The sequence below is a fragment of the Paenibacillus phytohabitans genome (assembly GCF_013141775.1).
Classification (GTDB): domain Bacteria; phylum Bacillota; class Bacilli; order Paenibacillales; family Paenibacillaceae; genus Paenibacillus_AQ; species Paenibacillus_AQ phytohabitans.
Genome location: NZ_WHOB01000069.1, coordinates 181,886 through 207,322, shown reverse-complemented (window position 1 = coordinate 207,322; position 25,437 = coordinate 181,886). Strand labels below are relative to the sequence as shown.

Genomic DNA, 25,437 nt, shown 5'->3' with positions numbered 1-25,437 from the left:
ACCCAAGATATGAATTAATGTCCCATCATTACAGCAGCGTCCGCTTGCTGTCCTTCCGGAGTTCCAGCGGAACCGGCTGTCTTCGGCTTGCGCAGAATCAGACTGATGACCACTCCGGCCAGCGCGATGCAGGCGGAGAGGAAGAATACATCATTGAAGCCCTGTACAGCGGCGACAAGCGGATTGCTTCCGGCAGCCATCTCACCCATATGAACGGTAATCTGGCTGGTTAAGTATCCGGTCATACCGGCAACCGCGAACGATACTACGACCTGCTGGGCTGCGGCGGTCAGCGGAGTCACCCGGCCAACCCATTCACGCGGCGCAGAGTTTAGAACATGGGTGTTAACCGGCATCATCGACAAGCCCATACCTAGCCCCATCATAGCGAGACAGCCCATGATAACGGGAAGACTGGTGTCTACCGTAACACCGGACAACAGGAACAGTGCAGTGGAAATGACACTGAGTCCGACGAACAACAGCGGACGTGCACCAATTTTATCAAATAAGCGGCCGCCCACCGGCATACCGATACCGGATGCCAGCGCCTGCGGAAGCAGAATCAGACCTGTCTCAAGCGGTGTGTAGTTGCGGATCTGCTGCAGATACAGCGGAACGAACAGCATGGAACCGAACAAGGCAGCCTGGGTCACCCAGGATAGGATAATGCCGCGTGTGAAGTCCGATGAACGGAAGACGCGCAGCTCCAGCAGCGGATGCTTCTGCATCAGTTCAGCGATGACGAACAGTACCAGCGCCACACCGCCGACAGACAATCCTACTAGAGCCCCCGTCGAAGTCCAGCTTTCGCCTCCGCCTTGATTGACACCATAAGCAAGCATGGAGAAGGCAAGCGGAGCCAGAATGATACCGAAGATATCCAGGTGCGCTTTGCCCTTCTTCTCGGTAACAGGCAGATATTTAACTCCCAGAATGATACCAACGATACCGATAGGCAGGTTGATCAGGAAGATCCAGTGCCAGCTCACGTATTCTACCAGCCAGCCGGAGAGGATCGGACCAAGTGCCGGAGCCAGCAGCATGGGAATTCCGAGCATCCCCATAATAGAACCTCTGCGCTCTGCCGGAGCCAGTCTGAAGACCATTGCCATACCGATTGGAGCTACCATCCCGCCGCCTAGACCTTGAATGACACGGAAGATGACCAGCTGCGTCGAGGTCTGGGCAACCGAACAAAGAACGGACCCCAGTACAAACATAACAATAGTCGTTAGAAAGACCTGCTTGGAACCGAAGCGGTCAGTCATATAGCCAGCCAGCGGAATTACAGCAGCCAGCGCCAGCGTATAACCCGTAATCGCCCACTGAACGGTCTTAAGATCTGTTGCGAAATACTGCACCAGATTCGGTACCGCAACGTTTACAGCAGTGCTGTCCAGGATAACCATAATCATGCCGACGATAATAGCCATTAACGGCGGAATAATGGCTTTCAGCGAGAACGGTGCTTCCACTGCTGCACTGTTTCCTTTATTTGTGGTGTTTGTCATTCTCTTCTCCACTCTTTTCTCTGTTTATAATTAGTTATACTTATGAAAATAAAGTTCAAATAACCCGTCAATCTGCTCCTCAAGCGGCGAAAGCCTGAACATCTCCTTGAGATCCTCCCGTTCCTTCGGCAGGCTGGAGACCATAATTACCGGAAAAACAATGGCCCCATAGACTTGCATCATCATCATCATGAGCTTGTCGCGGTCCTGCTCCCCGGTGATCTCACTGAGCACTTCCTTAATGCGCTCCAGCCTCATCAGCTTGGAGTACTTCGCATATTCATCCTGTGAGCCCATAATATGATGCCTTTGATCAAGCATCTGCCGGGCCATTCCCGGGTAACGGCTGAGATTCATAATATAACGCATGAAAAATAGCTTCATCCGCTCCTTCGGCGGCAGGCTGTCATCTTCCAGTGCTTTGAAGGCATCATCAAAGGTAGACACCAGTCTCTTCACTGCGTCGCCAAACAGTTTTTCCTTGGAGCCGTAATAATAATTCACCAGTGCAAGATTCGTCTCTGCCCTTGCTGCGATGCTCCGAAGGGTGATACAGCTGAACCCCTCTTCGCGGATCAAATCCACGGTTGCATCGAGTATAATCTGCTTCGTATCTTTATCTGAAGAATCAGCTTTGTTGTCAGATTTAACCATAATGCAGCTTGTCGCCCTCCTTTGCCGCGATTTCTAATCATCGATTTAAACAGCGTTTAATCAGAATTTAAAATTACTCTCTTTGGAGTGATCTGTCAACAGAAGTTTTCAGGAATTTTCAAAAGAGTTAGCATTAATAAAAAAGAAGCATCTCCGGCAGCGGATTACAGCTGCGAGATGCTCCTGCTATGAATGATCAATTATTTGTTATTTCGACGGGCTGGCCAGCACTTCCGCTGCCTGCAGCGCCGCCAGGCTCAGCTTCACGATCTTGCCCGATGTATTCAGCTCCAGCGTCAGCAGCGCCTCGGATTTGGAGAAGGACAACACGCTTGTTATTGTCATATTCCCGTCATGCTGCCGGCTCTCCGTAGATTTCACTCCGAAGTACTGGCCTGCCGGAGCGCTTACCCCCTCCCAGTTCTGCTGAATGACGGGCAGCGGGGGCTGCTCTGCTTCCGCAGTGAAGTAACGCTCGCGGAGTCCTGTATAGTTGCCTGCGGCCAGCAATCCGGCTACAGCTCCGGCAGTTACCTCCGGTGAGTAGATTTCAACCAGCCCTTTTGCCGGATTATAGGATGTAACCAGCCCGATCGCTGCAAAAAACGACAATGGTGCATATGCGCGCTGCTGCTTCAGTTCAATGCTATCTGTAAAAGGCACCCGATCCTTGCCGTTCAGAATGATCTCTTTCCCGCTCAATCTGAACTCAATCGTTTCCTGGAACCGGTTCAGCTTGAACTGTCCTGTGGCACCTACAAAGGTAGTCTTATACTTAAGGATTTCCGTAGTCTCCCGGAGCGGGAGCATGAGGGTTGTTCCGCTGGTATAGGTTTGCGGTCCATCCAGCTGCAAGGCTTGTCCGTTCACAATAATATTTACACCCGGTGCTGCGTGGACACTATTTCCGGTTAATACTCCCGATCCTGCTGCCAATAACAGTACACTTAGGAAAACGGCTACGATTCTGTTCTTCAAATCGATCCCACCTCTCCTGTAATATAATTATTATGCACGCAAACTTCAGGGACTAAACTTATATTAATCATTAACCGTTCTGCGCAGTTTTGGAACAGCCTCACTCCACATTAAAGTTAAAATACTGCTGTGGATAAGGCTCCTTGATCAGTGTGAAATGCCACCACTCCTTGGTATAGGGCTTGAAGCCCTGCTTCGACATGGCATCCTTAAGAACTTTACGGTTGGCATGCTGAGTACTGTTGACCAGAGTGGTATTATAGTAAGAAATCTCACCAAAGAAATCATACGGGCTGCCCATGTCAACCAGCGCCCCTGTTTTTTTATCTGCCAGTGTCAGATCAATGGTACTGCCCCGAGAGTGTCCCGATTTCTTGGAGATGAAGCCCAGCTTGAACAGATTACGCTTGTCCAGCTTGGGGTAATACTGTTGCTTCATCTTAATATCCGAGGCATCCTGTGACCAGCGTACGAAGTGATTTACGGCTTTTTGCGGACGGTAGGCATCATAGATTCTCAGGATATACCCTTCACCATCCAGATCGTCACTGACTTTCTTCAGCGCACTCGCTGCTGTCCGCGAGAAAATCGCCAGCGGAGCTTTATACCCGTCCACCCTTGTTCCAGTAAAATTATTCTCACTGTAATAGCGTATCTCATACTGCGCCGTAGGAATCACTTCATCCAGATACACAAAGCCGCCTGGCAGGTTGTGCTTCTTCTCCACCTTGCTTTGCGCCGGGGCAACGGCTGTATTCTGTAGCTTAGGAGCAGCCGCTGTGGCTGCTGTTGCTGTTGCCGTTAAAAGCGTAGCTCCGCCTAGAATAAGCGCACATGAGACCAGCCCTAATTTTCTACCTGTATTTCGCAGCTTCATCACAATGCTCCCCTTCTCCTGCCTCGTCCGTATTTTCACCCTACCAGTATACGTGCAGCAGCACTAGGCGTCCATAGTTAAGTCTAGGCTTGTGTCCGCAGGGAGCATATCCTTCCGCCGGTAGACACCCATCAGCAGCCCGACAGCGGCGAATTCAATGAAGACATGCTGTCCGTAGCTGAGGAAAGGGAACGGTATAGCTGTGATTGGCATTCTTCCGCTGAGGATCGATAGACCATAAGCTAAGCGGATGGCTAGCATAAGGGCCAGAGCAAGGATAAGCATCCGCCCGTAGGTATCGCGTACAGCGCGGGTATAGGAAATCATTTTGAGAACGAACCAGCCCACTGCCGCTATGAACAGCATGCCCCCGGCCCAGCCGAAGCATTGAACCAGAAATACCGGAAAAAGATCCGAATACGCATACGGCAGTCCTTCTTCCGCACCTCCGAAGCCATACCCTCTCCAGCCTGCGGATGTAATGGTCTCGTGAATTCTGCGGTTGAGGTAACCCGGGCCATTAAGCATGTAATTATGATTTATCGCTCCGATGACCCTGTCACGCAAGTTCAAATTATTCCAAACATAGATGGCTCCGCCCGACACAAATGTTATAACCATTAATCCGGCTGTAATCCAGCGCCGTGTTATCCATACATATAGCGTCAGCGATACTGCCAAATAAACCACCAGCTCCGGTAAAGACCGGATCGCCGCATAGATCACCGCAGGCAGCAGCAGTAAGGCTACCTCCGCTAATTCCCTGGTCCGCCTACGCCATTTCAGCATAAAGCTGTGGCTGGTCCATATTCCTGTCAGAGCGACAACAAATATATAAGGACTGTATCCAACCAGATCAAAATATAAGCCCAAAAAACCAACATAGTGTCTGTTCCCATTGATTAATTGACCCAGCAATAGGCTGGCAACGATAGCCATTAATGCTGCAGCATAGATGAATCCTGATGCTCTCTGAAGCAGCTTGAAATTGACGAAGTACATTCCTGTCATAACGGCGATCCCAAGGATGATATAAACCGTCTGGCGCATCGTCAGATCAGATAGGGCCGGGTTGAAGGAGGTTCCGGCTTCTATAGCCCCCATCCCCAGCAGACTTACAGCTGACAACATCATTACTGCGGTGAGCAGCCCCCACGGAATCCGCGGTTTATGGATTCTGTGCAGATCCCGGCCGATCACCTGCGGATCACCCATTTGCGCGATAGCATATTGCTGCGCTTCTTCTTCAGTTGCGCCAAGCTGCTGCCGCTCCAGCATTAAGTCCTGGAAGTGCCCGCTGAGCTCCTCCCTTATCTCTCTGTGCATCCCTTTGGCTCTGACCTCTGCACACACCCTGTCCAGATAGTTGTCCAGCTTCTTCCGCTGCTCCATCATGCGCCGCCCTCCCCCAGTACCGAATCCACCGCGCCTTTGAAAAGATTCCATTCCGCTCTCTTCTCCTGCAGCTTCGCCTTGCCCTCATCCAGCAGCCGGTAATATTTGCGTTTGCGCCCTTCTACCTCAAGCCAATACGCCTCTACCCAGCGTTCGCTCTCCATCGCATGGAGTATCGGATAGAGCGTGCCCTCCTTCAGGGAAAATACCCCCTGCGAGCGCTGCTCCAGCTCTTTTATCAGTTCGTAGCCGTATAACGGCTTATCGAGCAGCAGAGTGAGAATTAAGGTCCCCGTGCTGCCCTTCAGCATTTCTTTACTGACTTTCATTGGCATCCCCTCCTGTACGAATGGCAATTCACTGATACATCGTTAATCTATGCTTAATATACTTTAATTCCCAGTTGATGTCCAGAGATTGTGTCCACGTCAGCCATATGAGTAATCCGTTAACTTGCGTATGAGTAACAGTTAACGCTGGCAGACAAGTAACCCGATAATACTTGCACTTGCGCATAAGCTGCCTCTTGGGGCATTAATGTTGTACGTTTTACAACTTTGATCCCCAGATATCCGGGCGTCAGAGAGGATTGTTGTACGAAATACAAGAATTGTCCCAATAATCCGTTTGGAGTAGGAGAAATGTTGCCTTTTTTACAACAATTATGAATTAGGAGCGTTATCATGAGGGAAATGTTGTATTTAGGGCAGGATTTTATACAATGAATGCTCTGTGAGCTCCATATTGCACATAGCAAAAAAGCACACCCGGATTACGGATGTGCTTGCAGTCAATTAATGAGATTAGTGCATGGAAGCCTGCGTCTTGTGCGAGACAATAACACGTTTAAGGAAGAAAGCAACAACCAGACCGATTATGGCCATCACCATACCGAAGATGAACGCATTCTGTACCCCATGGGTAAATGCAGCGCCAATATTCAGCGGATCACCAGGGTCAGTTACAGTCTTCATGTAGCTCTTGGAACCGGAGGTCATAATGCTTACTGCCAGAGCCGTACCAATCGCTCCTGCAACCTGCTGCAGAGTATTCATGATCGCTGTACCGTCAGGATAGTATTCCAGCGGTAGCTGATTGATCCCGTTCGTCTGGGCAGGCATCATAATCATCGAGATTCCGATCATGAGCACGCTGTGAAGTACAATTACGAAGATAACGGTAGAAGTTGCTGTAATACTCGAGAAGAACCACAGCGAGATAGCTACGAGCACGAGTCCTGGAATAACGAGCCATTTCGGACCGTATTTATCGAACAGGCGTCCCATTACCGGTGACATCAGTCCGTTGATAATTCCGCCCGGCAGCAGCAGTAAGCCTGCTTTGAACGCAGTATAGTTTTGTCCCTGCTGCAGGTACATTGGAAGAATCAGCATCGAGGACAGAATCACCATCATACAGATGAAGACCATCAGAACACCGACCACGAACATCGGGAATTTGAAGGCACGCAGATTAATCATCGGCTGCTTCATCGTCAACTGCCGGATGCAGAATAGAACGAGCGCAATTACACCAATAGCAATGGCGATAATCACCTTCGGACTTCCCCAGCCTTCCGCTTCACCGGCGCTGCTGAATCCATACACAATGCCGCCGAAACCAAGTGACGATAATATAATCGAGAGGATATCAATCTTCGGCTTGGTCACTTCTGTGACGTTCTGCATGAAGAAAATTCCGCTGAACAGCGCGATCACAAGGAACGGCAGGGACAGCCAGAAGATCCAGTGCCAGCTGAGGCTCTCAATCAGCAGACCTGCAATGGTTGGGCCGATCGCTGGAGCTACCATGATGACGAGTCCGATGAGACCCATCGCTGCGCCTCTTTTCTCAGCGGGAATAATGATCAGGATCGTGTTGAACATCAGCGGTAAAAGAAGTGCAGTTCCCATCGCCTGAACCACACGCGCTGTAAGCAGGAATTCGAAGTTCGGCGCCATTGCAGCCAGGAATGTTCCCGCAATCGAGAAGCATAGCGCAGCAATGAACAGCTGTCTGGTCGTGAACCACTGCAGGAGCAGCCCGGAGATCGGAACCAGAATACCCAGCGTCAGCAGGTAAGCCGTAGTCAGCCACTGCGCTGTGGTAGGAGTAATTTGTAATACATTCATAAGATCACTTAAGGCTACATTTAATGCGGTCTCACTGAACATGCCGATAAATCCGGCAAGCAATAAGGAGACGAGAATTGGAAGGGTCTTGAATTTGCGGGGCTCTGTGTGCCCCTTACCAGTCATAGTTGCGTTCACTCTCATATCCTCCTGATAATCTGTTTGTTCTCTCTCTATTTGTTACTGGTATTGCAGTGTTACGATGGTACTGTTGAAACCTTAAGCCAGTATTGCCGGAATACTCTCTGCTGCCGCAACCAGCGGCTGGACATTTCGGCAGGTTAACGCCAGCAGCAGCGCACCTTCAAACAAGGAGACTACAACAGTCGCTTTTCCCACAGCAGCTTCCTCCTGCATGCCATCCTTCATCAGACGCTGGGCGATCACATCCTGCCAATCCTTGAACACACATTGACAAGCGGTCCGCAGTTCATTGCTGACACAGGAAGTCTCAACGGCTACCCAGAAGCTGAACGGCACCAATCCTTCAAAGGAAGATTCCTCCGCTTCCCTCGCCATAGACAGAATGAAATTCTGCACCGCCTGAGCAGGTGAGTCTTCACCCTCTACATAATGCCGCAAATTTTGGGAGACCATTTCACTTGTCCGGTTAATACAGGTCAACACCAGCTCTTCTTTGCCGTGAGGAAAATAATAATACAATGATCCTTTGGGCGAATCGCTGTCCTTGATGATCTGATTTAGCCCGGTTGCATGATAGCCCTGTGTGAAAAACAATCTTGAAGCCGTATCCAGAATAGCTTCACGTGCATTATGCTTGTTTGACAAGCCGGACACTTCCTTTATAGATGTTTCTGCACTTTTATAACAATTGGTCTACATAATAAAACCATGAGTGGGCTCCGGCTGTCAATGGATAATAATTTCAAATTTTAATGTTTACGCTTACCGATTGCCACATTGCGGATCATTGGTTATAATTTAATTATTCCAATGCGAAAGGTGCGATTTCAATGAGTGAGCCTTCAATCATTAAGGGAATTCCCCGGCCATTAGTCAGAACTAATCAGGCTTTTATCGTAATTTCTGTATTATTGTCACTGTTTACGGGAGCTTACTGGATTCTTGCCCTGCCGCTTGCCGCAGGACTGTCTGGTCTACTATTCGGATATAATCCGGTGATCAAGGTTGCGGCGAACTTCCTGACTAAGGAGCGCTCCGCCTATGTACTGGAAGACTGGGAACAGCAGCAGTTCAACCAGAGCATTGCCGTCTTCTGCCTGACTGCAGGACTGGTCAGCTTCCTAGCTGGCTGGACCGTAGCGGCTTATATCTTCACGATCATGGTCGCAGTAGCAGCCACAGTAGCTATCCTCGGCTTCTGCATCGGGTGCTTCATCCACTACCAGTGGAGAATGTATACCTATAGACGCAAACAGGCAGCCCTCCACAAATAAGCAGGAGTCTGTGCTGCCCTTACGGTGAATTTCACAGGGCCAGTAAGCCGCAGCAGCAGTATGCTGCCAGACCTATGCTGGCCTCCAACATCCCCGGTTATTCCACAATATAATCCGCCAGAATCCGCTCCACTGAAGAAGCGAAGCTTTTGCCGGCGCCCCAATCGAGCTTAAGGATCAACCCGTTGGAGCCTCCCGCCGGAATAAGCCGGACATTACTTCTGCCCTTCAGATTATCCACTAGAATCACCAGCGCCGCCTGATTACCGGACCGGAAATAATACCGCTCATAGACCAGCGTTCCGATCATCTTGCCTTCACCGAGATCATTCAGCTCCTCGTACAACAGCTCCGACTCCTGCGTCATTCCCTCTTTGATCAGCGCAAGCGTCTCATTGGGCTGCAATCTAACATCGAGTTGATAGGCCTCATTCATGCTCATCACCAGCCACATCCCAGCGGTGACGGAATTTCTCCAGCCGCGGATGCAGTTGTGCCGGCGCTTCTGACAACAGCAAACGCAGCTTGACGATCCATTCCTCGAATGAGGAATAGGAAGCGAACAGATTAGCCATCTCCGGAGTCAGATAGAGAAAGTAAGGTGCGGAATAGACCTCGCTGATATGGCGCAGCGCAGAATCGAGCGGGGTGTATTTCTTGCGTTTCCCCTCCAGACTTTCCACCGTAATGAAAGACCGCCCCTGATCTCTTTTCCACTCATGCAGCCGGTCCTCCCGTTTATAAAAAGCCTGCACCGGCTCCTTCGTCATCCGTCTCACGGTTTCTTCATGCAGCGGATACAGTACCAGCTTGGTGAATTTGCGCTCTATCGCTGTCTCAGCCGCCTTCAACAAATCCATATCCGAGATATGCTCGAATGAATCATAGAAGATTAAGGTCCCTTTGCGTTCACCGGCTGGGGGTTCATAACCATAAGGAACATGCTGAATGTCTCGTTTCATCATTACCCTCCTGTGTGCTTCAATATCTACAGCATATCATGCTACCCCGGATCGCGTACAATTCCTGGACCTAGAACGTATGCCCTGAATGGTAATACTCGCCAAAAAAAGCAGCGGTGCCATGACAGGCAATCGCTGCTATATGTAAGTGTTGCGCAGTGCAAGGACATTCTGTGCCCGTATATCTAATACCGGCTGGCAGGTGCCCTCTTCCCTACAAGACGGTGAGTCCGTCAGGCTCTGGAGCGGATTGCTCCTCCTGCAGCCGGCAGCGCCGCAGAAACACTTCGGTTAGATCCTTAGCCCGGACCACCAAATACTGATCAGGAAAGCGGAAATCTGTTGAACAAGCGGTCAGCACGTAGCCCGGATCTACCGGATATTGCCTGAACGCATGATCGGGCAGCCGGTCACTAAGCACAGACTGCTCATATTTCAAAGCATACTGCTCAGAGAATACCGAACGGATCGGAACCGTCAGGCCAATGCCCTCCATCTTCAGATAACTCTCCTTCCGCGTCCACAGGTCATAGTAATAGCGTATTTGAGCCTCTGATTTCAGGCTCTGGTATTGCTCCATTTCTTCAGGGGACAGGCTGTACCGGGCTAACGCCGGATTTATGGCAGCCATCTTCTGAATGTCGATTCCTACCCGCTGTCCCTTGCGGCTGACGATACCTGCTACCCATTTTCCCGAATGTGAGAGGTTATAGTCCCACGGTTCGCGCATAGCAGACAGCCGGGGTTTGCCAAACACCCCTTTGTCAAAACAGATCTCATCATTCCGCATTCCCTCCATATCCATGGCGAACATCCGGGCAAGGATGTCTCCGATAAGAGACCTGCGAACATCGTCTTCACGTTTCAGCCGGCTGCTGCTCATCCGGCGCTCCGGTGACACATAGGGCAGCAGCTCAGGAACCGAAAAAGCGGTCCCGAGTGATACAGCAATGATATGCATGAACGGCCAAGCCTCCTATCGGTTCTCCGGTCTATTCCTGCTGCTCCCGGAACCAGCCCAAGGTTTCTTTGACTGCATCCTTGTAGGCGGTTGGAGAATATTCCGGGAACCGCTTCATGAATTTGTTCTCGCTCAGCACCAGCGGATACTGGAATTCGTATAGCAGCTCATGGAATTCCTTAGCTTCTTTATCGAATATACCTGCCAAACCAACGGCCCAGCCCGGGAGGGTCCGGCATTTCCTTGGACTGTCTGCTTCATCCTGGATGAGATTCAGGAACTGGCGGCCTTCAATCGCCCCGGAGCCCGACACATGCCATTCCCCTTCTTCCCCGCTATACGCCAGCAGCACGGCTGCTTTGGCCGCATCACGGATATAGACCAGATCATGGGGAACATCCAGCCTGACCGGCCAGGCGATGGTTTTGGCCCGCAGCGCTCCGTTGAATATCGGTCTGAATACCCTGTTCGTAACGTTGGGGCCATAGTAGTCGGGATAACGCGGAATGACATAGCGGAAGCCGTTCTCCGCTGCCCGCTTCTTCAGGAGCTCTTCCAGCTGGTTACGGAGCTTTCCTTTACGGGTAAGAGCCGCCTTGGGATGGTTCTCATCCGCGGGAAGGTATTTGAATCTGCCGTATCCATAGACATTGCCGGGAAATACCAGCGTCTGCCCGGAATGCAGCTTCGCGGTAACCCGTTCCAGCGCTTTGGGCATGATCGTGTACCAGTCCTGGTAAGGCACATTAAGACAAAAGTAGAGTGTTTTCACTCCTGTCAGGAGAGCAGCAAGAGCCCTCTCATCTTGTATATCCAGTGAAGCCATAGTCAGCAGCGGTCCTCTCAGTCTGCTTAGTGCCTCATTAGAACGATGATAGGTCGCTGTTACCAGCTTCCCCCGCCACAGTAATTCTTGGGTAATGGAATGGCCTAAACCGCCATTGCCTCCGATTACGAGATTCATAACATTACCGGCTCCTTATCGAGCGTATGAATACCTTCAGCCACCAGCTTTACGGTTTATTCAGTCTGCCCGGGATGATGTTTAGCAGTTATGAAGAACCGTTACATGCCGCTTCCTCAAGAACTGCCGGATATAGAACTGCTGCCGAATTCTTAACCTGCTATTAGTATACAGCCAAGAATATGCTGTCATCATTGGGATAATTTGACGATTATTGTCGTTTGAGGTCCTTAATATGTAGATATGGTGAATTATTGCGATTCAATAGTTTTGCAGCACCCTAAGCTTATCTTCGCCGATCATTGTCCCGTGTCAATCATCATTTAAGAGCATTCAGTCTCTGGTCCGCATATACCGCTGCGCCAAGTGTGCCCGCCCTGCTCCCCAGTTCGGCTTGAACGATCCTGCATTTGCTCCCTGAGAGCTTCAGCGCATGAGCATTTACAGTGCCGCGGACGCTGCCCAGCAGCCGTTCTCCTGCGGCAGCCATGCCGCCTCCAATAATGATCAGCTCCGGGTTCAGCAGATTAATTACATTAGCCAGACCGTACCCCAGCAGTTCTCCGGTTTCATGCATGACTTCGACCGCCAGCGGGTCCCCGAGATCATAAGCCTCCGAAATCATTTTTGCGGTAATTTGTCCGTCATCCTGATTCGTCCAAGTCTGAATCAGACTGCTCCTGCCATCCAGCAGCTTCTCCTTGAATGTGTTGACCATGCCCACAGCAGATACATACCTCCCGAGGCAGCCGGAGCTCCCGCAGCGGCATGGACGGCCCTGCCTGTACATATTCATATGTCCGATTTCACCAGCACTGAAGGTTGTTCCGTACAACACCTTGCCGTCATGGACAATGCCTGAGCCCAGTCCGGTTCCAAGTGTGAGCAGCACCAGGTTACGGCATCCTTTTCCGGCTCCCTGCTGCCATTCCCCATATAAGTTAACCCGCACATCATTATCGATGTAGACCGGAAAATCGTAAAATTGCTTCATTGCATTCACTATATGTATTTGTTCCCATCCGGGAAAGTTCGGCGAAAAGATCGACAGGCCTTCCTCCGGGTCCAGCAGACCGGGAATGCCCATCCCCATACAGGTGATCTGCTGCTGATCTATCCCCTTGCCCTCTGTCAGTTGTGTAACGGCCAACCTGATCCGCTCCAGCACATGCGCCGGTCCTGCCGCCGCTTCCGTTGGCAGAGACAGCTCCTCGACTGCGTTGAAATCCCCATCGAACAATCCCGCTTTGATATTGGTTCCGCCCAAATCGACGCCTATAGTATAATTGTTCATCGCTTCTGCTCCTTTACAGTAATAGTCCTGGCTTCACTCCCACCACTTATTATGCGCTTTCATTGATTGGGCAGGTAGGATTTTTTGAGCATTGTTATAGTATTTTCTACACAAAAAGGGCCGTCCGCGCCAGCCAATGAATAGCTGCTTGGACGACCCTGTATAATGTTCTTTGCGGAATCCCTTAAGACCCCGCACCTTTGTACCGCTTAACGCCATAGCTCCAGGCCATCAGGCCGATGCCGAGGAACACTGCACCCACTACGGGGGTCAGCAGCGCCATCCCCTTCATCTCATCACGGTGGAGGAACAGGGCTGCCGGATAGATCCCAACAAAGGCAAACGGGATAATCCAGGTTAGCAGCACCTGAATCGCCCGGTTGTAGATCGTAACCGGATAACGGCCGTAGGTCTGGATATTATACATCAGCGGCAGAATACCAGTTGGCGCATCCGAGTAGAACGACAGTGAAGTCAATGTCGTATAGATGCCGGTATAGATTGCTACCGCACTGAGTGTCAGGATAATCAGCATCGGAATGGTCCACCATTCGAACGGCAAGCCCAGATTGCTGCCGCTGATGGCCATAACAATCAGTCCGATGAAGGAGCCCACAAGTGAAGGCGGGTCCACATTTTCCAAGAAAATCTGGAACAGGTTATGCGCCGGACGGGTCAGAATGCGGTCCATCTCGCCTTTGACGATATAGCGCTCACTGAAGCCCCACATATTCACGAAGCAGCTGAACACGCCGAACGGCACCATGAAGAAGCCGTAGACGAACACCACTTCGTTCTGATTCCAGCCGCCCAGGCTGTCGGTATGCATGAAAATGACCAGAATGAAGATAAAGTTCGTTGCCTGGAAGAGCAGATCGGAAACAACCTCCACCCAGAAATCAGCGCGGTAGGTTAACCTTGTCTTCATATAATTTTTCAGATATTCAATTAACAAGCCCAAATAGTACATTCCGGCTCAACCTCCCTGCACGAACAGCCGCTGGCGCGCTGCGTGATATAGCCAGACAATCGGAACCAGCAGGACCAGGAACCAGATCACCTGGATGCCCAGCACATTCCAAATGCCCACTCCCTGCACACGGCCCGTGAATACGGAACCCGGCAGATACGTGATGGCCTGAAAGGGCAGAACCTTAAGAATGGACGATAACCAGCCCGGAAACAGCGTAATCGGTACGATCAGGCCGGAGAACAGGTCAACGATAACACGCTTCATGCGCATCATCCCTTCATTATTCTCGACGAAGAATGCAGAGAGCCCCGTTATGATATTAATCTGTGAGCTGATCAGGAAGCTGAAGAAGAGCATCACCAGGAAACCGATCCAGGCGGATGGTTCTGTCGGCAGCTGTACCGGAAACAGCAGAATGGCAATCACCATGCCCGGAATCATCAGCATCATGAAGCGGAACAGGCCTTCGCCAAGTCCCTGCATCATTTTGACCAGAACATAGTTATAAGGGCGGATGAACTGAATCGCGATGCTGCCGTCACGGATATCGGTAGAAATCTCCCTGTCCAGGTTATTGAAATAGAACGCCCGGGCCATCCACGAGACGGCTACATACGTAGTCATCTGTGCCCCGGTAAAGCCGCCTAGCGACTCCCCGTTGCCATAAATAGCTTTCCAGGTGAAATAGTTAACCCCGATATTCAGCGTGTAGATCAGAATTCCTGAATAGTAATTGATCCGGTAGGCCAGCATCGTCAGGAAGCGGATGCGGATGAAATCGAAATAAGCGCCGAGCAGCAGCCTGCGTCCGTTCTCTCCGGAACCGCCTGAAGAGCCCCCGGAGGAGGCAACTGCGCCATTAAGCTGCTCAGACATGGATAACCTCTTTCTCATCTAGGAGTGCAGCTATCTTCTCTTCCGGTTTCTCTGCCGAACCTGACTGATAAATACTGCGGACAATATCATCCGTGTTCGTCTCAATGATTTTGATATCGGTAATATCTGCCTGTCCAACCACACGGCCCAGTACATCCGATACATTCAGCTCGAGCGGAATCCATACCTTGGCACCCAGCTCATTCTCGGCGGTCCAGGTAACCGGCATTCCCTCTGTCCACTGCGTAAGCTGCTGCAGCTTCGTCGCAGTACCGAACTGGAACTGCACCTCACGTCCGGTTCCCCACCGCTGCTTGAGATCCTCAAGACCCCCGTCATAGATAATACGCCCGTCATCCAGCATGATTACCCGCGAGCAGAGAGCTTCAATATCCTGCAGATCATGTGTCGTCAGCAGGATGGTCGTGCCATGCTCACGGTTCATATCCTTGAGAAACTCACGAATCTCCGACTTCACGACAATATCAAGGCCAATCGTCGGCTCATCCAGAAACAGTATCGACGGATTGTGCAGCAGCGCAGCGACCAACTCACAGCGCATCCGCTGTCCGAGACTGAGCTTGCGTACCGGACGGTTCAGCAGCTCCTGCAGCTCCAGTCGCTCGACGAGCTCATCCAGCCGTTTTTTGAAATCCTGCTCGGAGACCCGGTACACCTTGCGCAGCAGCTGGAACGATTCGATGACACCGATATCCCACCAGAGCTGGCTGCGCTGTCCGAATACGACTCCGATATTCTGTACGAACTTCTCCCGTTCCGCATACGGCACGAAGCCGCCTACAGACAGACTGCCGGCGGTAGGTACAAGAATCCCGGTGAGCATCTTAATCGTGGTCGATTTACCGGCCCCGTTCTCCCCGATGTATCCGCATATTTCGCCTTCCGGAATACTGAACGAAATGTCCTTCACTGCGGTCACTTCGGAATATTGCCGTTTAAACAAATCAGCGAAGGCCCCTTTGAGGCCCTCGCGGTTTTTTTGGACTTTAAATGTCTTGCGCAAGTCCTGCACTTGAATAGCATTCATAGGTTACCTCACTAAGCTAAGTATTGGGGTCAGTACCCCATTATAATAGAATGAATCCAAAAGTACTACCTATTTCCCTTACCATTCTGCTCTGCCAGAGTACGGCCGGCTTATTTAGCTACTCTGCCCTCAAAAAAATCCGCGCTCTGCACAGCCTCCAGATGTCCGGAGCGGGTTACTTTGGTCCGCAGATACTTTTCGTTGAAGACCGAGACATCGCCCCATAGCGGTACTCTTTTGACCGTGTTCATTCCGGCAGCTCTCAGAGCTTCCATCTTCTTCGGATTATTGGTGATCAGGGTCACCGGTTTGCTGCGCAGGTGCTGAAGCACGCTGATCGCGTCAGTGTAATCTCTGGAATCGTCGGCAAAGCCCAGCTCCAGATTAGCTTCAACAGTATCATATCCTTCTTCCTGCAGAATATAAGCCATGGCTTTGCTGAACAGGCCGATGCCTCGTCCCTCATGATTAGCCAGGTAAAAGAGGGCACCGGAACCATGCTGGGCAATCATCTTCATCGATGTGTGCAGCTGGAAGCCGCAATCGCAGCGTTTGCTGCCAAAAATATCGCCGGTGTGGCAAATGCTGTGCATCCGGATCAGCGCTTCGTCGGAGTTCTCGAAATCCCCATAGACAAGAACGCTCGACTGTTGTCCATCCGCAAGGTTCATTGAAGACAACCGGCTGATAAGCAGCTCGGTAGCCTCTTTACCTTCCGCTTGCTGAAGCTCTTCATCCGTCACTTTCAGCCAGCTGTACCATTTGAAGGTAACGGTCTCCCCGTCCAGGTTCACAGGTAAGGTAATGGGACCAACCAGTATATTCGTGGAATCATCCATTGAGATCCGTTTGATTTTGTTCTGTAATATGGAAAGGATATCGGGTTTGATCATGAGTGCACCGTCCTAAAGTTTTGATAGCATTAGCTTCTTCGATTCCGTTTCGCAAAACTTGCTTCGGAAGCATACACTTAGTTTTGATAGCATAGCCCAAGCAACTTTTCTCCCGAAAATGCGTAATAGCCTATGCCTGGTTCGTAAAATTTTAATATTCATTATTTGCACTAGTAACTATTTGTAAGTTAGTTTATCATTGTAATATAAGTTCGTCAAGTTATAATATATATTTAAATATTAATGATTACTTATTGTAAGTTTATGATATAATGAATGTTGAGGTGATGCTAATGAACAATTTTGAAATGTGTCCACGCTTCGAGAAAGCGGTCGATGTGCTTAGTAAACGGTGGGTTGCTCTGATCGTATTCGTACTGATGGATGGTCCGCGGAGATTCGGGGAAATCGAGCATTGCTTATCCAATCTAAGCGGCAAAGTATTATCCGACCGGTTGAAGGAAATGGAGAACGAAGGGATTATTCAGCGGACGGTATATCCTGAAATGCCTGTGCGTATTGAATATTCGTTAACCGACAAAGGCACGGCACTGGCTCCCATTCTTGGTGAAATCGGCAACTGGTCCACGGATTGGATCGAGATTGGCGTGACCAAATGATTGCCGGCTTGCATGCGAAGCAGCGCCCCTGAAGTTCCTTAACCAGGAAACTTTGAGGGCGCTGTTTGTTTGTCTTATAAATCTTTGCGCTGAAAATGCAAAATCCCTATCGCAAAGGCAATTACGGTATAACACACAGCATATACGATGAATGACACTGACGGGTACGCACTGATATTAATGATGCTGAATCCGCCGTTACTAAGAGAAACAAGACCGCCAATCTCATTCAGACTGAACAGCTCTGCGGTCATTCTGCGCTGCAAGGCATCTGCCGGCATCAGCATCGACATAATTCCGGTCAGATTATGCAGCACATTCAGCGCGTCGTTCTCCAGACGCAGCGAACCGCTTAGCTTATCAAGCATTCCTCCCAGAAACCCTGCCCCATAGAGCATCGTCATGAACACACCGTTACCCAGCGCCGAGAAGATCCCTGAGCCCAGCATGGATACGGAGATTAACAATGGAACCACAGAAGCAAACAGCAGAAAAGACTTCACTAGTGCTGCCGGATCTCTGGGAACACTCGCATGGACATTTGTGATCAGCAGGATAGCCAGAAATAGAATGAAGGCATAACTTACACCCAGTGTTACGAAACCGAGCCAGCGGCCAAGATACCATTTCCAGCGTGGCAGCGGCCGGGGCAGCAATGCCTGCATGACTCCCTGTTCCGCTTCCCCGGCAATTACCGAGAACGAGCTGAAGATCGCCAGAAAGGCGATTACAAAGGCGCCGAAGAAGTATCCCAGACTAAGAATAAAGGCGCCGTTCGTAAATCGTGTGAACAGCTCGCTCCCGTTATGTATGGACCCTGCCCCAGGGTCATTCTTTCCAACCGTATCGGCCACAAACCAGAAGGCGATCAAAAAGACAAACGTGAGCAGCAGAGTCAGCAGCATCACCTTTTTGCGCAGCATTTCCTTCCACGTCATTTCAAGTATGGTACTCATTCGCTCTCCCCCCTATGGCTAAGTCCGGATACGGCATCCATGAACCACTCTTCCAGCCGTTCTTGTTTGCGGGTTACTTCATATAGAGTCATCCCCTGCTCCACAATCAGCCCGTTCAGCCAGCCCGCCTGCTCCTCGTTGTCCAGCTCAGCTTCCAGCCATACGACACTGCTGCCTAATTCCGGTTCTTGTCCGGTTCCCTGCCCGGCGGCCGTCTGCCGGATGGTAAGCCCTGTATGCTCATTTAGCCAGGACAGCAAAAAAGGCGTATATCCGCCCACTTTGAAATGCCAGCTGGTCCGCTTGCTCAGGATCTCTGATACTTTGCCGTGCCGCAGGACCGCCCCATTATTAAGCAGGGCCATCCGGTCGCACAGCACTTCAACATCCTCAAGCAAATGGGAGTTGAGAAATATCGTGATCCCCCTCTCCTTCAGCCGCTCCAGAATCATCCGTACTTCCATTCTCCCGATGGGATCAAGAGCAGAGGAGGGTTCATCGAGAAAAATAATTTCCGGCTCATTGACCAGCGCACAAGCCAGTCCCAGCCGCTGCTGCATTCCCTTGGAATAATGCTTGACCCGGTCCTTCCCGCGCTGACCAATGCCCACTTCCTGCAGCAGCTGTGGAATCCTTCGATCCGCCAGTGTCTTCTCGATCCGGCATAGCCTGGCATGCAGTCTAACTACCTCTTCTCCGGTTAGCCACTCCTGATAACGGTATAGCTCCGGCAAGTAACCCATCTTGGCTTTGGCTTCAAGAGAACCGAGCGGGTGACCCAGAATGGAAGCATTCCCGCCCGTGGGCGAGATGAGTCCCACCAGCATTTTGACGAAGGTGCTCTTGCCGGCACCGTTGGGGCCGAGGAAGCCGAAGGCTTCCCCTTTCCCCACAGTGATGGTAACATCCCGGCAACCGCGTCCATTAGTATACTCTTTGGTCAGGGCGTTAGCATCAATCGCAGGTACGCTGCTCATTGTGTGATCAACTCCTGTACCTTCTGAATGAACTTGTCTCTATCCGGATAGACATCTCCGCCCGTAAGCTGGAGCATCTGACCATCCTGTACCCAGACTGCAGAATAGCTATAGCCTCTGCTGAACTTCATTTCGGTTAGAATAACAGGGGTGTCGGCCACCGTAATCTGTTCATCATTGCTTCCCTTTATCAGCGGCATCGGAATATCACCGGACAGAATCCGGCTCTTCTGCAGGTCGCTTCTCAGATAATCGGGAATTAACGGAAAGTTAACTACCGCATCCAACGCTTCATCTATATCTATAGAAGGATCAACGGTAACTACAGGTGTATTCATCTGTGACAGGGTAGCCCAATGCTCCTGATCTGGAGACAGGTCATAATTCACAATTTCGGGCAAATGCAGCGTAAGCGGTTTGCCGTCCACAGACTCCGGCAGCAGATCGTTCGAGCCTACACGCTTCAACGCCTGATTCACTTCATCCACGTTCAGTGTAAGGGTAATATCACGGGACGGACTCACCTCTACAGTCTTCATACCAGTAATATCTTGGCCCTTCAGGGGTTCATATCCCAGCACTCCTTGTATTTCCCCAACCGGTAGCTTGCCCTCGACAGTTCCGTTAGCTATCGAGAAGGTGCCAAAGGAATTCATCGTCTTGTGGAAATCCCCTTCCCCGCTCACCTGATAGAACATATCGCGCAGATCGCTCTCTTCCACTACCGCTACATCCTGCATCCGGAACTGGTTCAGAATAGCTGCCATGGCGGTATTGCCTACTGGAGTAGCCAGAATAGCGGCGAAGATGGCAACCCCTGCAGCGGCAGCAGCCCACTTACGGCTGCGGCTCAGCACTGGTCTGCGTGATTTGCGGATGGAATTCTGCGGAAGCTCTGAACCTGTATTTTCTCTTGCTCTTACTGAAGATATAGAATTGATTCCGCTTGCAGCAGAATCCGTTATAACAGTTTCCTCTGTTTGAGCCGCTAATGCTGCCTCCTGCTTGCCCCATTCGGCCCAAACCGGATTTACCGGTTCTTGTCCGAGCTTCTCCTGCAATTTAGCCCATGCCTCGTCTGTTCCCACGGGCTGAGAATTCCCGTTTGCTCTACTGTTCATTGCTTCATTCCTCCCGGATGATCTTATTCTTGCGGAAGCGACTTCACCGCATGCTGTTTCAATTTGGCGGTAGCCCGGCTTAACAGCGTGCCTACCACCGGCGGTTTCACACCGAGCTCTCCGGCGATCTCTGCATAGCTGTAACCCGAATACTTAAGCAGCAGAGCCTGCCGGTCCCGCTCGGGAAGCCCGTCCAGCCAGCTCCGCACATCTTCCTGGTCCAGCTTGCCCAGCACTACTTCTTCCCCCGTAGGGGCTGAGGCATCTGTGTCGTACATTAACTCCTGCTTATTAATCAGTCTTCGCTCCCGCACTTGCTTGTTCAAGTAATCGTATCCGATCCGTGTAAGCACTCTATGCAGCCAGGCTCCCAGAGCTTCGGGATCATCCGGCGGATTTCTGTACAGTCTCAGAAATACCTCCTGCGCCAAATCATCGGCTGCACTCTCATCCCTTACAAGCGCGGACAGCTTTCGGCGCACGATTGGATAATGTGTATAAAAAATCGATTTAAAGTTGTCTGATTCCGGAATGTCCATCAGGTAATCCTCCTTATCCGCTGCAGCTATAAGTAAGACGAAGGCTGAAGCATATTTGTATCATTCCCGTTTCAAATATTCATCCCATTCTTACCATAAGAGCTGCCGATACGCAAAATAACCCCACAAAGTGGGGCCTTAAGTTCGATGAATATTCAATTAACAGGCACTACCTGTACCCTACATGTCCATGTTAAGTATTCAGATAATTACCATCCGCAAGGTCAGAATATCCATAAATGTGACAAAAATTAAAGAAAAAACGCACCTATTTAGTATAGACAGGTTGCTCTGGGCGGTAAAATATAGTAATTTAAAAAGTGTAAGCTATTATAAATTGAGAGGTGGAGCTAACGATGGAAAAGATGTGTATGGAAATGATGATGAACATGTGTATGGAGGACATGATGTGCAAGATGAAGAACATGAAGATGTGCATGGAAAAAATGACCGAAATGGGCATGATGGACATGGACATGGATATGGACATGATGATGAAGAAAATGCAGGAATGCGATGAAATGATGACTATGTGTATGACCATGATGCGTGAAGGAATGCAAATGTCCAAGTAAGTGACCGCAAGTTGTTGAAGTGAATCCGCTAAATTCACTCTAACAGTATATTCGCATATCATGGCAGAGCAGACTAACTGCATGCCATTTTTTATGTCTATTTTTTATTTATATTTCTGTATCTTCTACCTTATTATATCTCCGTGTATCCCTTGCCTGGCCTATCTGATCTTGATATACCGATCCTGAATCTGTTTGGCTACGGTAATCCGCTCCATCTTCAGCTCCCAAATCTGCTCTTTCCACCGGTCGCTACCCTCATCATCCTCATGATCTCTCAGCTTATCGAATAACTGCAGCAGCATGAAGTTAATGTGATCGAACCGCGACCAAAGCTCTCTTACGCTATCCACTTGTTTCTGTGCTTCCGCAAGCTCTTTATAGTTCTTCAAGCGATCCAGGAGATCAGCCTGCCACTGTTCATCGTTAATTGCTATGGCGTAATTTAGAAGATCCAGATAATCATCGATTGACATGTGTACCGACTCCTTAATTTCTTTATACCAAGTATTATACTCGGTATTGTGTATATTGCAATAGTTTGCATAAAAAAAAGCAGACATCCAAGATGTCCGCTTCGGAATAACTATTACGCTGCAGAGTTACATCAGCTTTTGGATATCATCCTTAATCTGCTCGGACTGCGGTCCGAATACAATCTGTACAGCCCCTTGCCCCAGTCTCATTACACCGGAAGCGCCAAGCTGTTTAAGTGCAGAGTCCTTAACCGCCTTGTCATCGTTAACGTTAAGTCGCAGACGGGTAATGCAGGCATCGATGCTGCGGATGTTCGCAGGGCCACCGATGTTCTCCAGAATCTTGGCAGCCCGGGAAGAAGCTGATACGGTTGTTGTACCTTTGCCGAGGTCAATCAGTTCATCATCTGTATCATCTTCACGGCCAGGTGTTTTGAGGTTGAACTTGACGATGATAAACCGGAACAGTACATAGTACAGAACGAAGAATGCAAGCCCCACAGGAATCAGTACCCACGCATTGGTGGAGAGCTTCATATTAAGCAGGTAGTCAATTAACCCGGCAGAGAAACCGAACCCGAGCTTCACATCCAGCACATACATCAGGAATCCGGCAAAACCGGTAAGCAAAGCGTGTACAACATACAGAGCCGGTGCAAGGAACATGAAAGAGAATTCCAATGGCTCAGTAATACCTGTCAGGAAGGAGGCAATCGCCGAACCGATAAAGATGGAAGCGACCATTTTGCGTTTCTCAGGCTTGGCGGTATGAATAAATGCCAGCGCCGCGCCAGGCAGTGCGAACATCATAATCGGGAAGAAGCCTGTCATGAATATCCCTGCAGATTTATCTCCGGCGAAGAAGCGCGTCAGGTCACCGTGTACAATATCTCCGGCAACATTCGTGAAATCACCAAGCTGGAACCAGGCAATTGCGTTAATGACATGATGCAGACCAAAAGGAATCAACAGACGGTTGGCGGTGCCGAAGATAAATGCACCTACTGCTCCCAGACCGACGACCCAGGTACCGAAGTCACTGATAACATCCTGGATTGGACTCCAAATCATACCGAGCAGAACAGCAAGAACCATTGTAGTTACTGCAGTAATGATAGGAACGAAACGTTTGCCTGCGAAGAAGCCAAGCCAATCCGGCATCTTGATATTGTGATATTTCTTGTACAGGAATGCTGCCCAGGCTCCGGCAAAGATACCGCCTAGTACACCCATGTTCAGCTTAACATCGTCACCGATGAACGGCATTTGGGCCGGTATTACTTTGAGAATACTGTCAAGAATCTGATAAGCTATGAGTGCCGATAACGCGGCCACTGCATCCCCTGCGAATCCGATAGCCACCCCAATGGCAAAGATTAGAGCAAGGTTGCCGAAGATTGCACCTGCGCCTGCATTAAGGAATGGTGCAACATATTGATTCAGGAATCTGCCTGCTGCCCCCAGATGGAAATCCTTCTCATAGTTAATGAGTGCGAACCCTTGCAGAATCGCTGCCGCCGGCAATGTGGCGACTGGTAGCATCAATGATTTACCCAACTTCTGTAAAAAAGCTAACATAATGAAATCATCTCCCGGTTTCATATTGGTACGTATATGTTTTTATAGCTTTGAAGCCACTGTAAGAATACTGTTCTTCCCTGCAGTAACGGAGCCGTAATGAAAGTCCACAACAGGCGTATACTCCGCGTTACTGGTCACAATGACCGGTGTAATGGTACGGTATCCGGCGGTGCGGATAGCCTCCAGATCGAATTCAATCAGCGTCTGGCCTGCTTTCACTTCATCTCCGGTAGCAATACTGCTGACGAAGCCGTTTCCCTTCAGGCTGACCGTATCGATCCCAATATGCATCAGGAGCTGCAGACCGGAGGAATGCTCCAGGATAAGTGCGTGATTGGTTTTGACCACATGGGCGATTGTTCCGTCAAAGGGAGCGATTAATCTGCCCTCGGTCGGTTCTATGGCAATTCCCTTGCCCATATGCCCGCCGGCAAACGTCTCATCCGGTACTTCAGTTAATGGAACGGCTTGCCCGCTGACTGGAGCGGTTATCTCAATACTTGCTTCAGCATGTTTCTCTTCTTTTTTGGATTTCCATCTGGAAAACATAAATGTCACTCCTTGCTGCTGTTATTTATTTTTCTCTAAGGTCTGGAATAACCGGTGCAGATGCATGGCAAGGAAGCATATTTCTTCTTCCGGTACATCTACACCGAGCTTGCCCTGCATGATCTTTCCCATTTTGAGAGCCAGCTTGTATTCATCCTTGTATTCTTTCTTGATGTGCTTCACGAATGGATTATCAATGAGCGAACCCTGCAGAATCCGTTCAATAGAGAATCTCAGGTGTACCATCAGCCGGACATGATTCATACTGCCCTGTTCAAAAATAATATTGCGTTCGTTGCGGATCATATCCATCAGATCACTGACGATGTTAGAGGCTTTGACCAGCTGACCAACCGGCACATTGCTGACCGCAGAATATACGTGATAGGTGAGGAACCCGACTTCATCTTCTGGAATCCGCACCTCGAATTCCGCGCTGATCTTCTCCGCTGCCTTGTAAGCGATCTCAAATTCCCTGGGAAAGGTCATCCGGGTTTCCTCAAGGAACGGATTGACAATGTCCATACCGCTCCGCAAGCGGAATATGGTGAACTGGATATGGCTGGGGAGCGCCAAATAGATCTTGTCGTTTAACTTGCCGGGAAACTCACGGGCGATATCCGAAATAATCTCATCCGTAATCCTCATGACCTTGGGATCTATGTCTTCCAGCAGAATCTGATACTGGCTCCATTCCTCCCGGTCCTCCAGCCGAAACAGCTTCTCAATCCGGGGATCATCTGCATCAATCACACCTGCGTCTTTAAGCGCAAAACCGATGCCCTTGCCGATAATCACATATTCCTTGCTTTTCTTGCCTCCTTGAACCATCACGACATTATTTCCAATCACCCGCAAAACCTGAAATTGTTCATTTTCCCTCGCCAAGTTCTCCCTCCTTTCCGTCCATTGCCTGATTTTTCGCACAAAAAAGAGCCAAGACTGACTCAAACGAATGAGATCAGATCTTGGCTCATGCCCTATTAAGGTAACACGCCACTTGCATATAAATGATCATTTATGATCTCATAATAAATCATACCTTGTATTCCGTCAATGGCTTTTTCGAAAAGTCAAGTTTTGCCCCTGCCGGTCTGGCTGTAT

At 50.0% G+C, this 25,437-nt stretch carries 28 protein-coding genes; 3 read left to right on the top strand and 25 right to left on the bottom strand.

What is annotated here, in order from left to right; genetic code table 11:
- Nucleotides 1-14: 14 nt before the first annotated feature.
- The 8 genes from GC101_RS24320 to GC101_RS24285 all read right to left on the bottom strand — a co-directional run bounded on the left by GC101_RS24320 (nucleotide 15) and on the right by GC101_RS24285 (nucleotide 8,339).
- A complete protein-coding gene (locus GC101_RS24320; RefSeq protein WP_171719362.1) occupies nucleotides 15-1,514 on the bottom strand; it encodes a DHA2 family efflux MFS transporter permease subunit in 1,500 nt (499 codons plus the stop codon).
- A 30-nt stretch (nucleotides 1,515-1,544) separates the two neighbouring features.
- A complete protein-coding gene (locus GC101_RS24315) occupies nucleotides 1,545-2,168 on the bottom strand; it encodes a TetR/AcrR family transcriptional regulator (protein ID WP_042136974.1) in 624 nt (207 codons plus the stop codon).
- A gap of 207 nt (nucleotides 2,169-2,375) precedes the next feature.
- The gene (locus GC101_RS24310) at nucleotides 2,376-3,146 is read right to left on the bottom strand and encodes a stalk domain-containing protein (RefSeq protein WP_171719361.1); all 771 of its coding nucleotides are present in this window, start codon (nucleotides 3,144-3,146) and stop codon (nucleotides 2,376-2,378) included.
- Nucleotides 3,147-3,246: 100 nt separating this feature from the next.
- Nucleotides 3,247-4,023, bottom strand: a complete 777-nt coding sequence (locus GC101_RS24305) for a M15 family metallopeptidase (protein WP_171719360.1) — start codon at nucleotides 4,021-4,023, stop codon at nucleotides 3,247-3,249.
- A 63-nt stretch (nucleotides 4,024-4,086) separates the two neighbouring features.
- Nucleotides 4,087-5,418, bottom strand: a complete 1,332-nt coding sequence (locus GC101_RS24300) for an FtsW/RodA/SpoVE family cell cycle protein (RefSeq protein WP_171719359.1) — start codon at nucleotides 5,416-5,418, stop codon at nucleotides 4,087-4,089.
- Nucleotides 5,415-5,747 (bottom strand): PadR family transcriptional regulator, encoded by a 333-nt coding sequence (locus GC101_RS24295; RefSeq protein WP_039292805.1) that lies wholly within the window; start codon nucleotides 5,745-5,747, stop codon nucleotides 5,415-5,417. Before GC101_RS24295 ends, GC101_RS24300 begins: the two co-directional genes overlap by 4 nt.
- Nucleotides 5,748-6,221: 474 nt before the next feature.
- The gene (locus GC101_RS24290) at nucleotides 6,222-7,676 is read right to left on the bottom strand and encodes a DHA2 family efflux MFS transporter permease subunit (protein WP_171719649.1); all 1,455 of its coding nucleotides are present in this window, start codon (nucleotides 7,674-7,676) and stop codon (nucleotides 6,222-6,224) included.
- A 93-nt stretch (nucleotides 7,677-7,769) separates the two neighbouring features.
- The gene (locus GC101_RS24285; protein WP_171719358.1) at nucleotides 7,770-8,339 is read right to left on the bottom strand and encodes a TetR/AcrR family transcriptional regulator; all 570 of its coding nucleotides are present in this window, start codon (nucleotides 8,337-8,339) and stop codon (nucleotides 7,770-7,772) included.
- Between the two features lie 185 nt (nucleotides 8,340-8,524).
- On the opposite strand from GC101_RS24285, the gene GC101_RS24280 reads away from it, so the two are divergent.
- Nucleotides 8,525-8,968 (top strand): DUF4395 domain-containing protein, encoded by a 444-nt coding sequence (locus tag GC101_RS24280; RefSeq protein ID WP_171719357.1) that lies wholly within the window; start codon nucleotides 8,525-8,527, stop codon nucleotides 8,966-8,968.
- A 97-nt stretch (nucleotides 8,969-9,065) separates the two neighbouring features.
- Here the strand turns inward: GC101_RS24280 and GC101_RS24275 are convergent, their stop codons facing one another.
- From GC101_RS24275 to GC101_RS24235, 9 genes are all read right to left on the bottom strand, one after another.
- Nucleotides 9,066-9,410: a DUF6054 family protein gene (locus GC101_RS24275; RefSeq protein ID WP_171719356.1), complete on the bottom strand. Its 345-nt coding sequence runs from the start codon at nucleotides 9,408-9,410 to the stop codon at nucleotides 9,066-9,068.
- On the bottom strand, nucleotides 9,397-9,930 hold the full coding sequence (locus GC101_RS24270) for a hypothetical protein (protein WP_039292813.1): 534 nt from the start codon (nucleotides 9,928-9,930) through the stop codon (nucleotides 9,397-9,399). Before GC101_RS24270 ends, GC101_RS24275 begins: the two co-directional genes overlap by 14 nt.
- A gap of 214 nt (nucleotides 9,931-10,144) precedes the next feature.
- Nucleotides 10,145-10,891: a 4'-phosphopantetheinyl transferase family protein gene (locus GC101_RS24265; RefSeq protein ID WP_171719355.1), complete on the bottom strand. Its 747-nt coding sequence runs from the start codon at nucleotides 10,889-10,891 to the stop codon at nucleotides 10,145-10,147.
- Between the two features lie 31 nt (nucleotides 10,892-10,922).
- A complete protein-coding gene (locus GC101_RS24260; RefSeq protein WP_171719354.1) occupies nucleotides 10,923-11,855 on the bottom strand; it encodes an NAD-dependent epimerase/dehydratase family protein in 933 nt (310 codons plus the stop codon).
- Nucleotides 11,856-12,174: 319 nt separating this feature from the next.
- Nucleotides 12,175-13,149, bottom strand: a complete 975-nt coding sequence (locus GC101_RS24255; protein ID WP_171719353.1) for an ROK family protein — start codon at nucleotides 13,147-13,149, stop codon at nucleotides 12,175-12,177.
- 184 nt (nucleotides 13,150-13,333) lie between these two features.
- Nucleotides 13,334-14,119, bottom strand: a complete 786-nt coding sequence (locus GC101_RS24250; RefSeq protein WP_039292825.1) for an ABC transporter permease — start codon at nucleotides 14,117-14,119, stop codon at nucleotides 13,334-13,336.
- A 6-nt stretch (nucleotides 14,120-14,125) separates the two neighbouring features.
- Nucleotides 14,126-14,920 (bottom strand): ABC transporter permease, encoded by a 795-nt coding sequence (locus tag GC101_RS24245; protein WP_039292934.1) that lies wholly within the window; start codon nucleotides 14,918-14,920, stop codon nucleotides 14,126-14,128.
- 70 nt (nucleotides 14,921-14,990) lie between these two features.
- On the bottom strand, nucleotides 14,991-16,046 hold the full coding sequence (locus GC101_RS24240; RefSeq protein WP_171719352.1) for an ABC transporter ATP-binding protein: 1,056 nt from the start codon (nucleotides 16,044-16,046) through the stop codon (nucleotides 14,991-14,993).
- 110 nt (nucleotides 16,047-16,156) lie between these two features.
- Nucleotides 16,157-16,939: a GTP cyclohydrolase II gene (locus GC101_RS24235; RefSeq protein ID WP_042213396.1), complete on the bottom strand. Its 783-nt coding sequence runs from the start codon at nucleotides 16,937-16,939 to the stop codon at nucleotides 16,157-16,159.
- A gap of 293 nt (nucleotides 16,940-17,232) precedes the next feature.
- Here GC101_RS24235 and catR point away from each other — a divergent pair, with 293 nt between their 5' ends.
- Nucleotides 17,233-17,559 (top strand): catDE operon transcriptional regulator CatR, encoded by a 327-nt coding sequence (gene catR / locus GC101_RS24230; protein WP_039292833.1) that lies wholly within the window; start codon nucleotides 17,233-17,235, stop codon nucleotides 17,557-17,559.
- 74 nt (nucleotides 17,560-17,633) lie between these two features.
- Here the strand turns inward: catR and GC101_RS24225 are convergent, their stop codons facing one another.
- The 4 genes from GC101_RS24225 to GC101_RS24210 are packed head-to-tail and all read right to left on the bottom strand — an operon-like array spanning nucleotide 17,634 to nucleotide 21,152.
- Complete coding sequence (locus tag GC101_RS24225) at nucleotides 17,634-18,515, bottom strand: ABC transporter permease (RefSeq protein ID WP_171719351.1); 882 nt, start codon at nucleotides 18,513-18,515, stop codon at nucleotides 17,634-17,636.
- Nucleotides 18,512-19,492 carry an ABC transporter ATP-binding protein gene (locus GC101_RS24220; protein ID WP_171719350.1) on the bottom strand — a complete coding sequence of 327 codons (981 nt, stop codon included), beginning with the start codon at nucleotides 19,490-19,492 and terminating at the stop codon, nucleotides 18,512-18,514. Before GC101_RS24220 ends, GC101_RS24225 begins: the two co-directional genes overlap by 4 nt.
- Nucleotides 19,489-20,613, bottom strand: a complete 1,125-nt coding sequence (locus GC101_RS24215; RefSeq protein ID WP_171719349.1) for a hypothetical protein — start codon at nucleotides 20,611-20,613, stop codon at nucleotides 19,489-19,491. The genes GC101_RS24220 and GC101_RS24215 overlap by 4 nt, the downstream gene beginning before the upstream one ends.
- Before the next feature lie 23 nt (nucleotides 20,614-20,636).
- The gene (locus tag GC101_RS24210; protein ID WP_042136946.1) at nucleotides 20,637-21,152 is read right to left on the bottom strand and encodes a sigma-70 family RNA polymerase sigma factor; all 516 of its coding nucleotides are present in this window, start codon (nucleotides 21,150-21,152) and stop codon (nucleotides 20,637-20,639) included.
- A 356-nt stretch (nucleotides 21,153-21,508) separates the two neighbouring features.
- Between GC101_RS24210 and GC101_RS24205 the strand changes: the two genes are divergently transcribed.
- Nucleotides 21,509-21,727, top strand: coding sequence for a hypothetical protein (locus GC101_RS24205; protein WP_171719348.1), 219 nt, complete (start codon nucleotides 21,509-21,511; stop codon nucleotides 21,725-21,727).
- Nucleotides 21,728-21,888: 161 nt separating this feature from the next.
- On the opposite strand, the gene GC101_RS24200 is transcribed toward GC101_RS24205, so the two are convergent.
- The 4 genes from GC101_RS24200 to GC101_RS24185 form a co-directional block, all read right to left on the bottom strand.
- Nucleotides 21,889-22,203, bottom strand: a complete 315-nt coding sequence (locus GC101_RS24200; RefSeq protein WP_076244921.1) for a hypothetical protein — start codon at nucleotides 22,201-22,203, stop codon at nucleotides 21,889-21,891.
- Nucleotides 22,204-22,329: 126 nt separating this feature from the next.
- Nucleotides 22,330-23,781: an N-acetylglucosamine-specific PTS transporter subunit IIBC gene (gene nagE / locus GC101_RS24195; protein ID WP_171719347.1), complete on the bottom strand. Its 1,452-nt coding sequence runs from the start codon at nucleotides 23,779-23,781 to the stop codon at nucleotides 22,330-22,332.
- A 42-nt stretch (nucleotides 23,782-23,823) separates the two neighbouring features.
- Complete coding sequence (locus GC101_RS24190) at nucleotides 23,824-24,333, bottom strand: PTS sugar transporter subunit IIA (RefSeq protein ID WP_171719346.1); 510 nt, start codon at nucleotides 24,331-24,333, stop codon at nucleotides 23,824-23,826.
- 21 nt (nucleotides 24,334-24,354) lie between these two features.
- The gene (locus tag GC101_RS24185; protein ID WP_171719345.1) at nucleotides 24,355-25,221 is read right to left on the bottom strand and encodes a PRD domain-containing protein; all 867 of its coding nucleotides are present in this window, start codon (nucleotides 25,219-25,221) and stop codon (nucleotides 24,355-24,357) included.
- Between the last annotated feature and the right edge of the window lie 216 nt (nucleotides 25,222-25,437).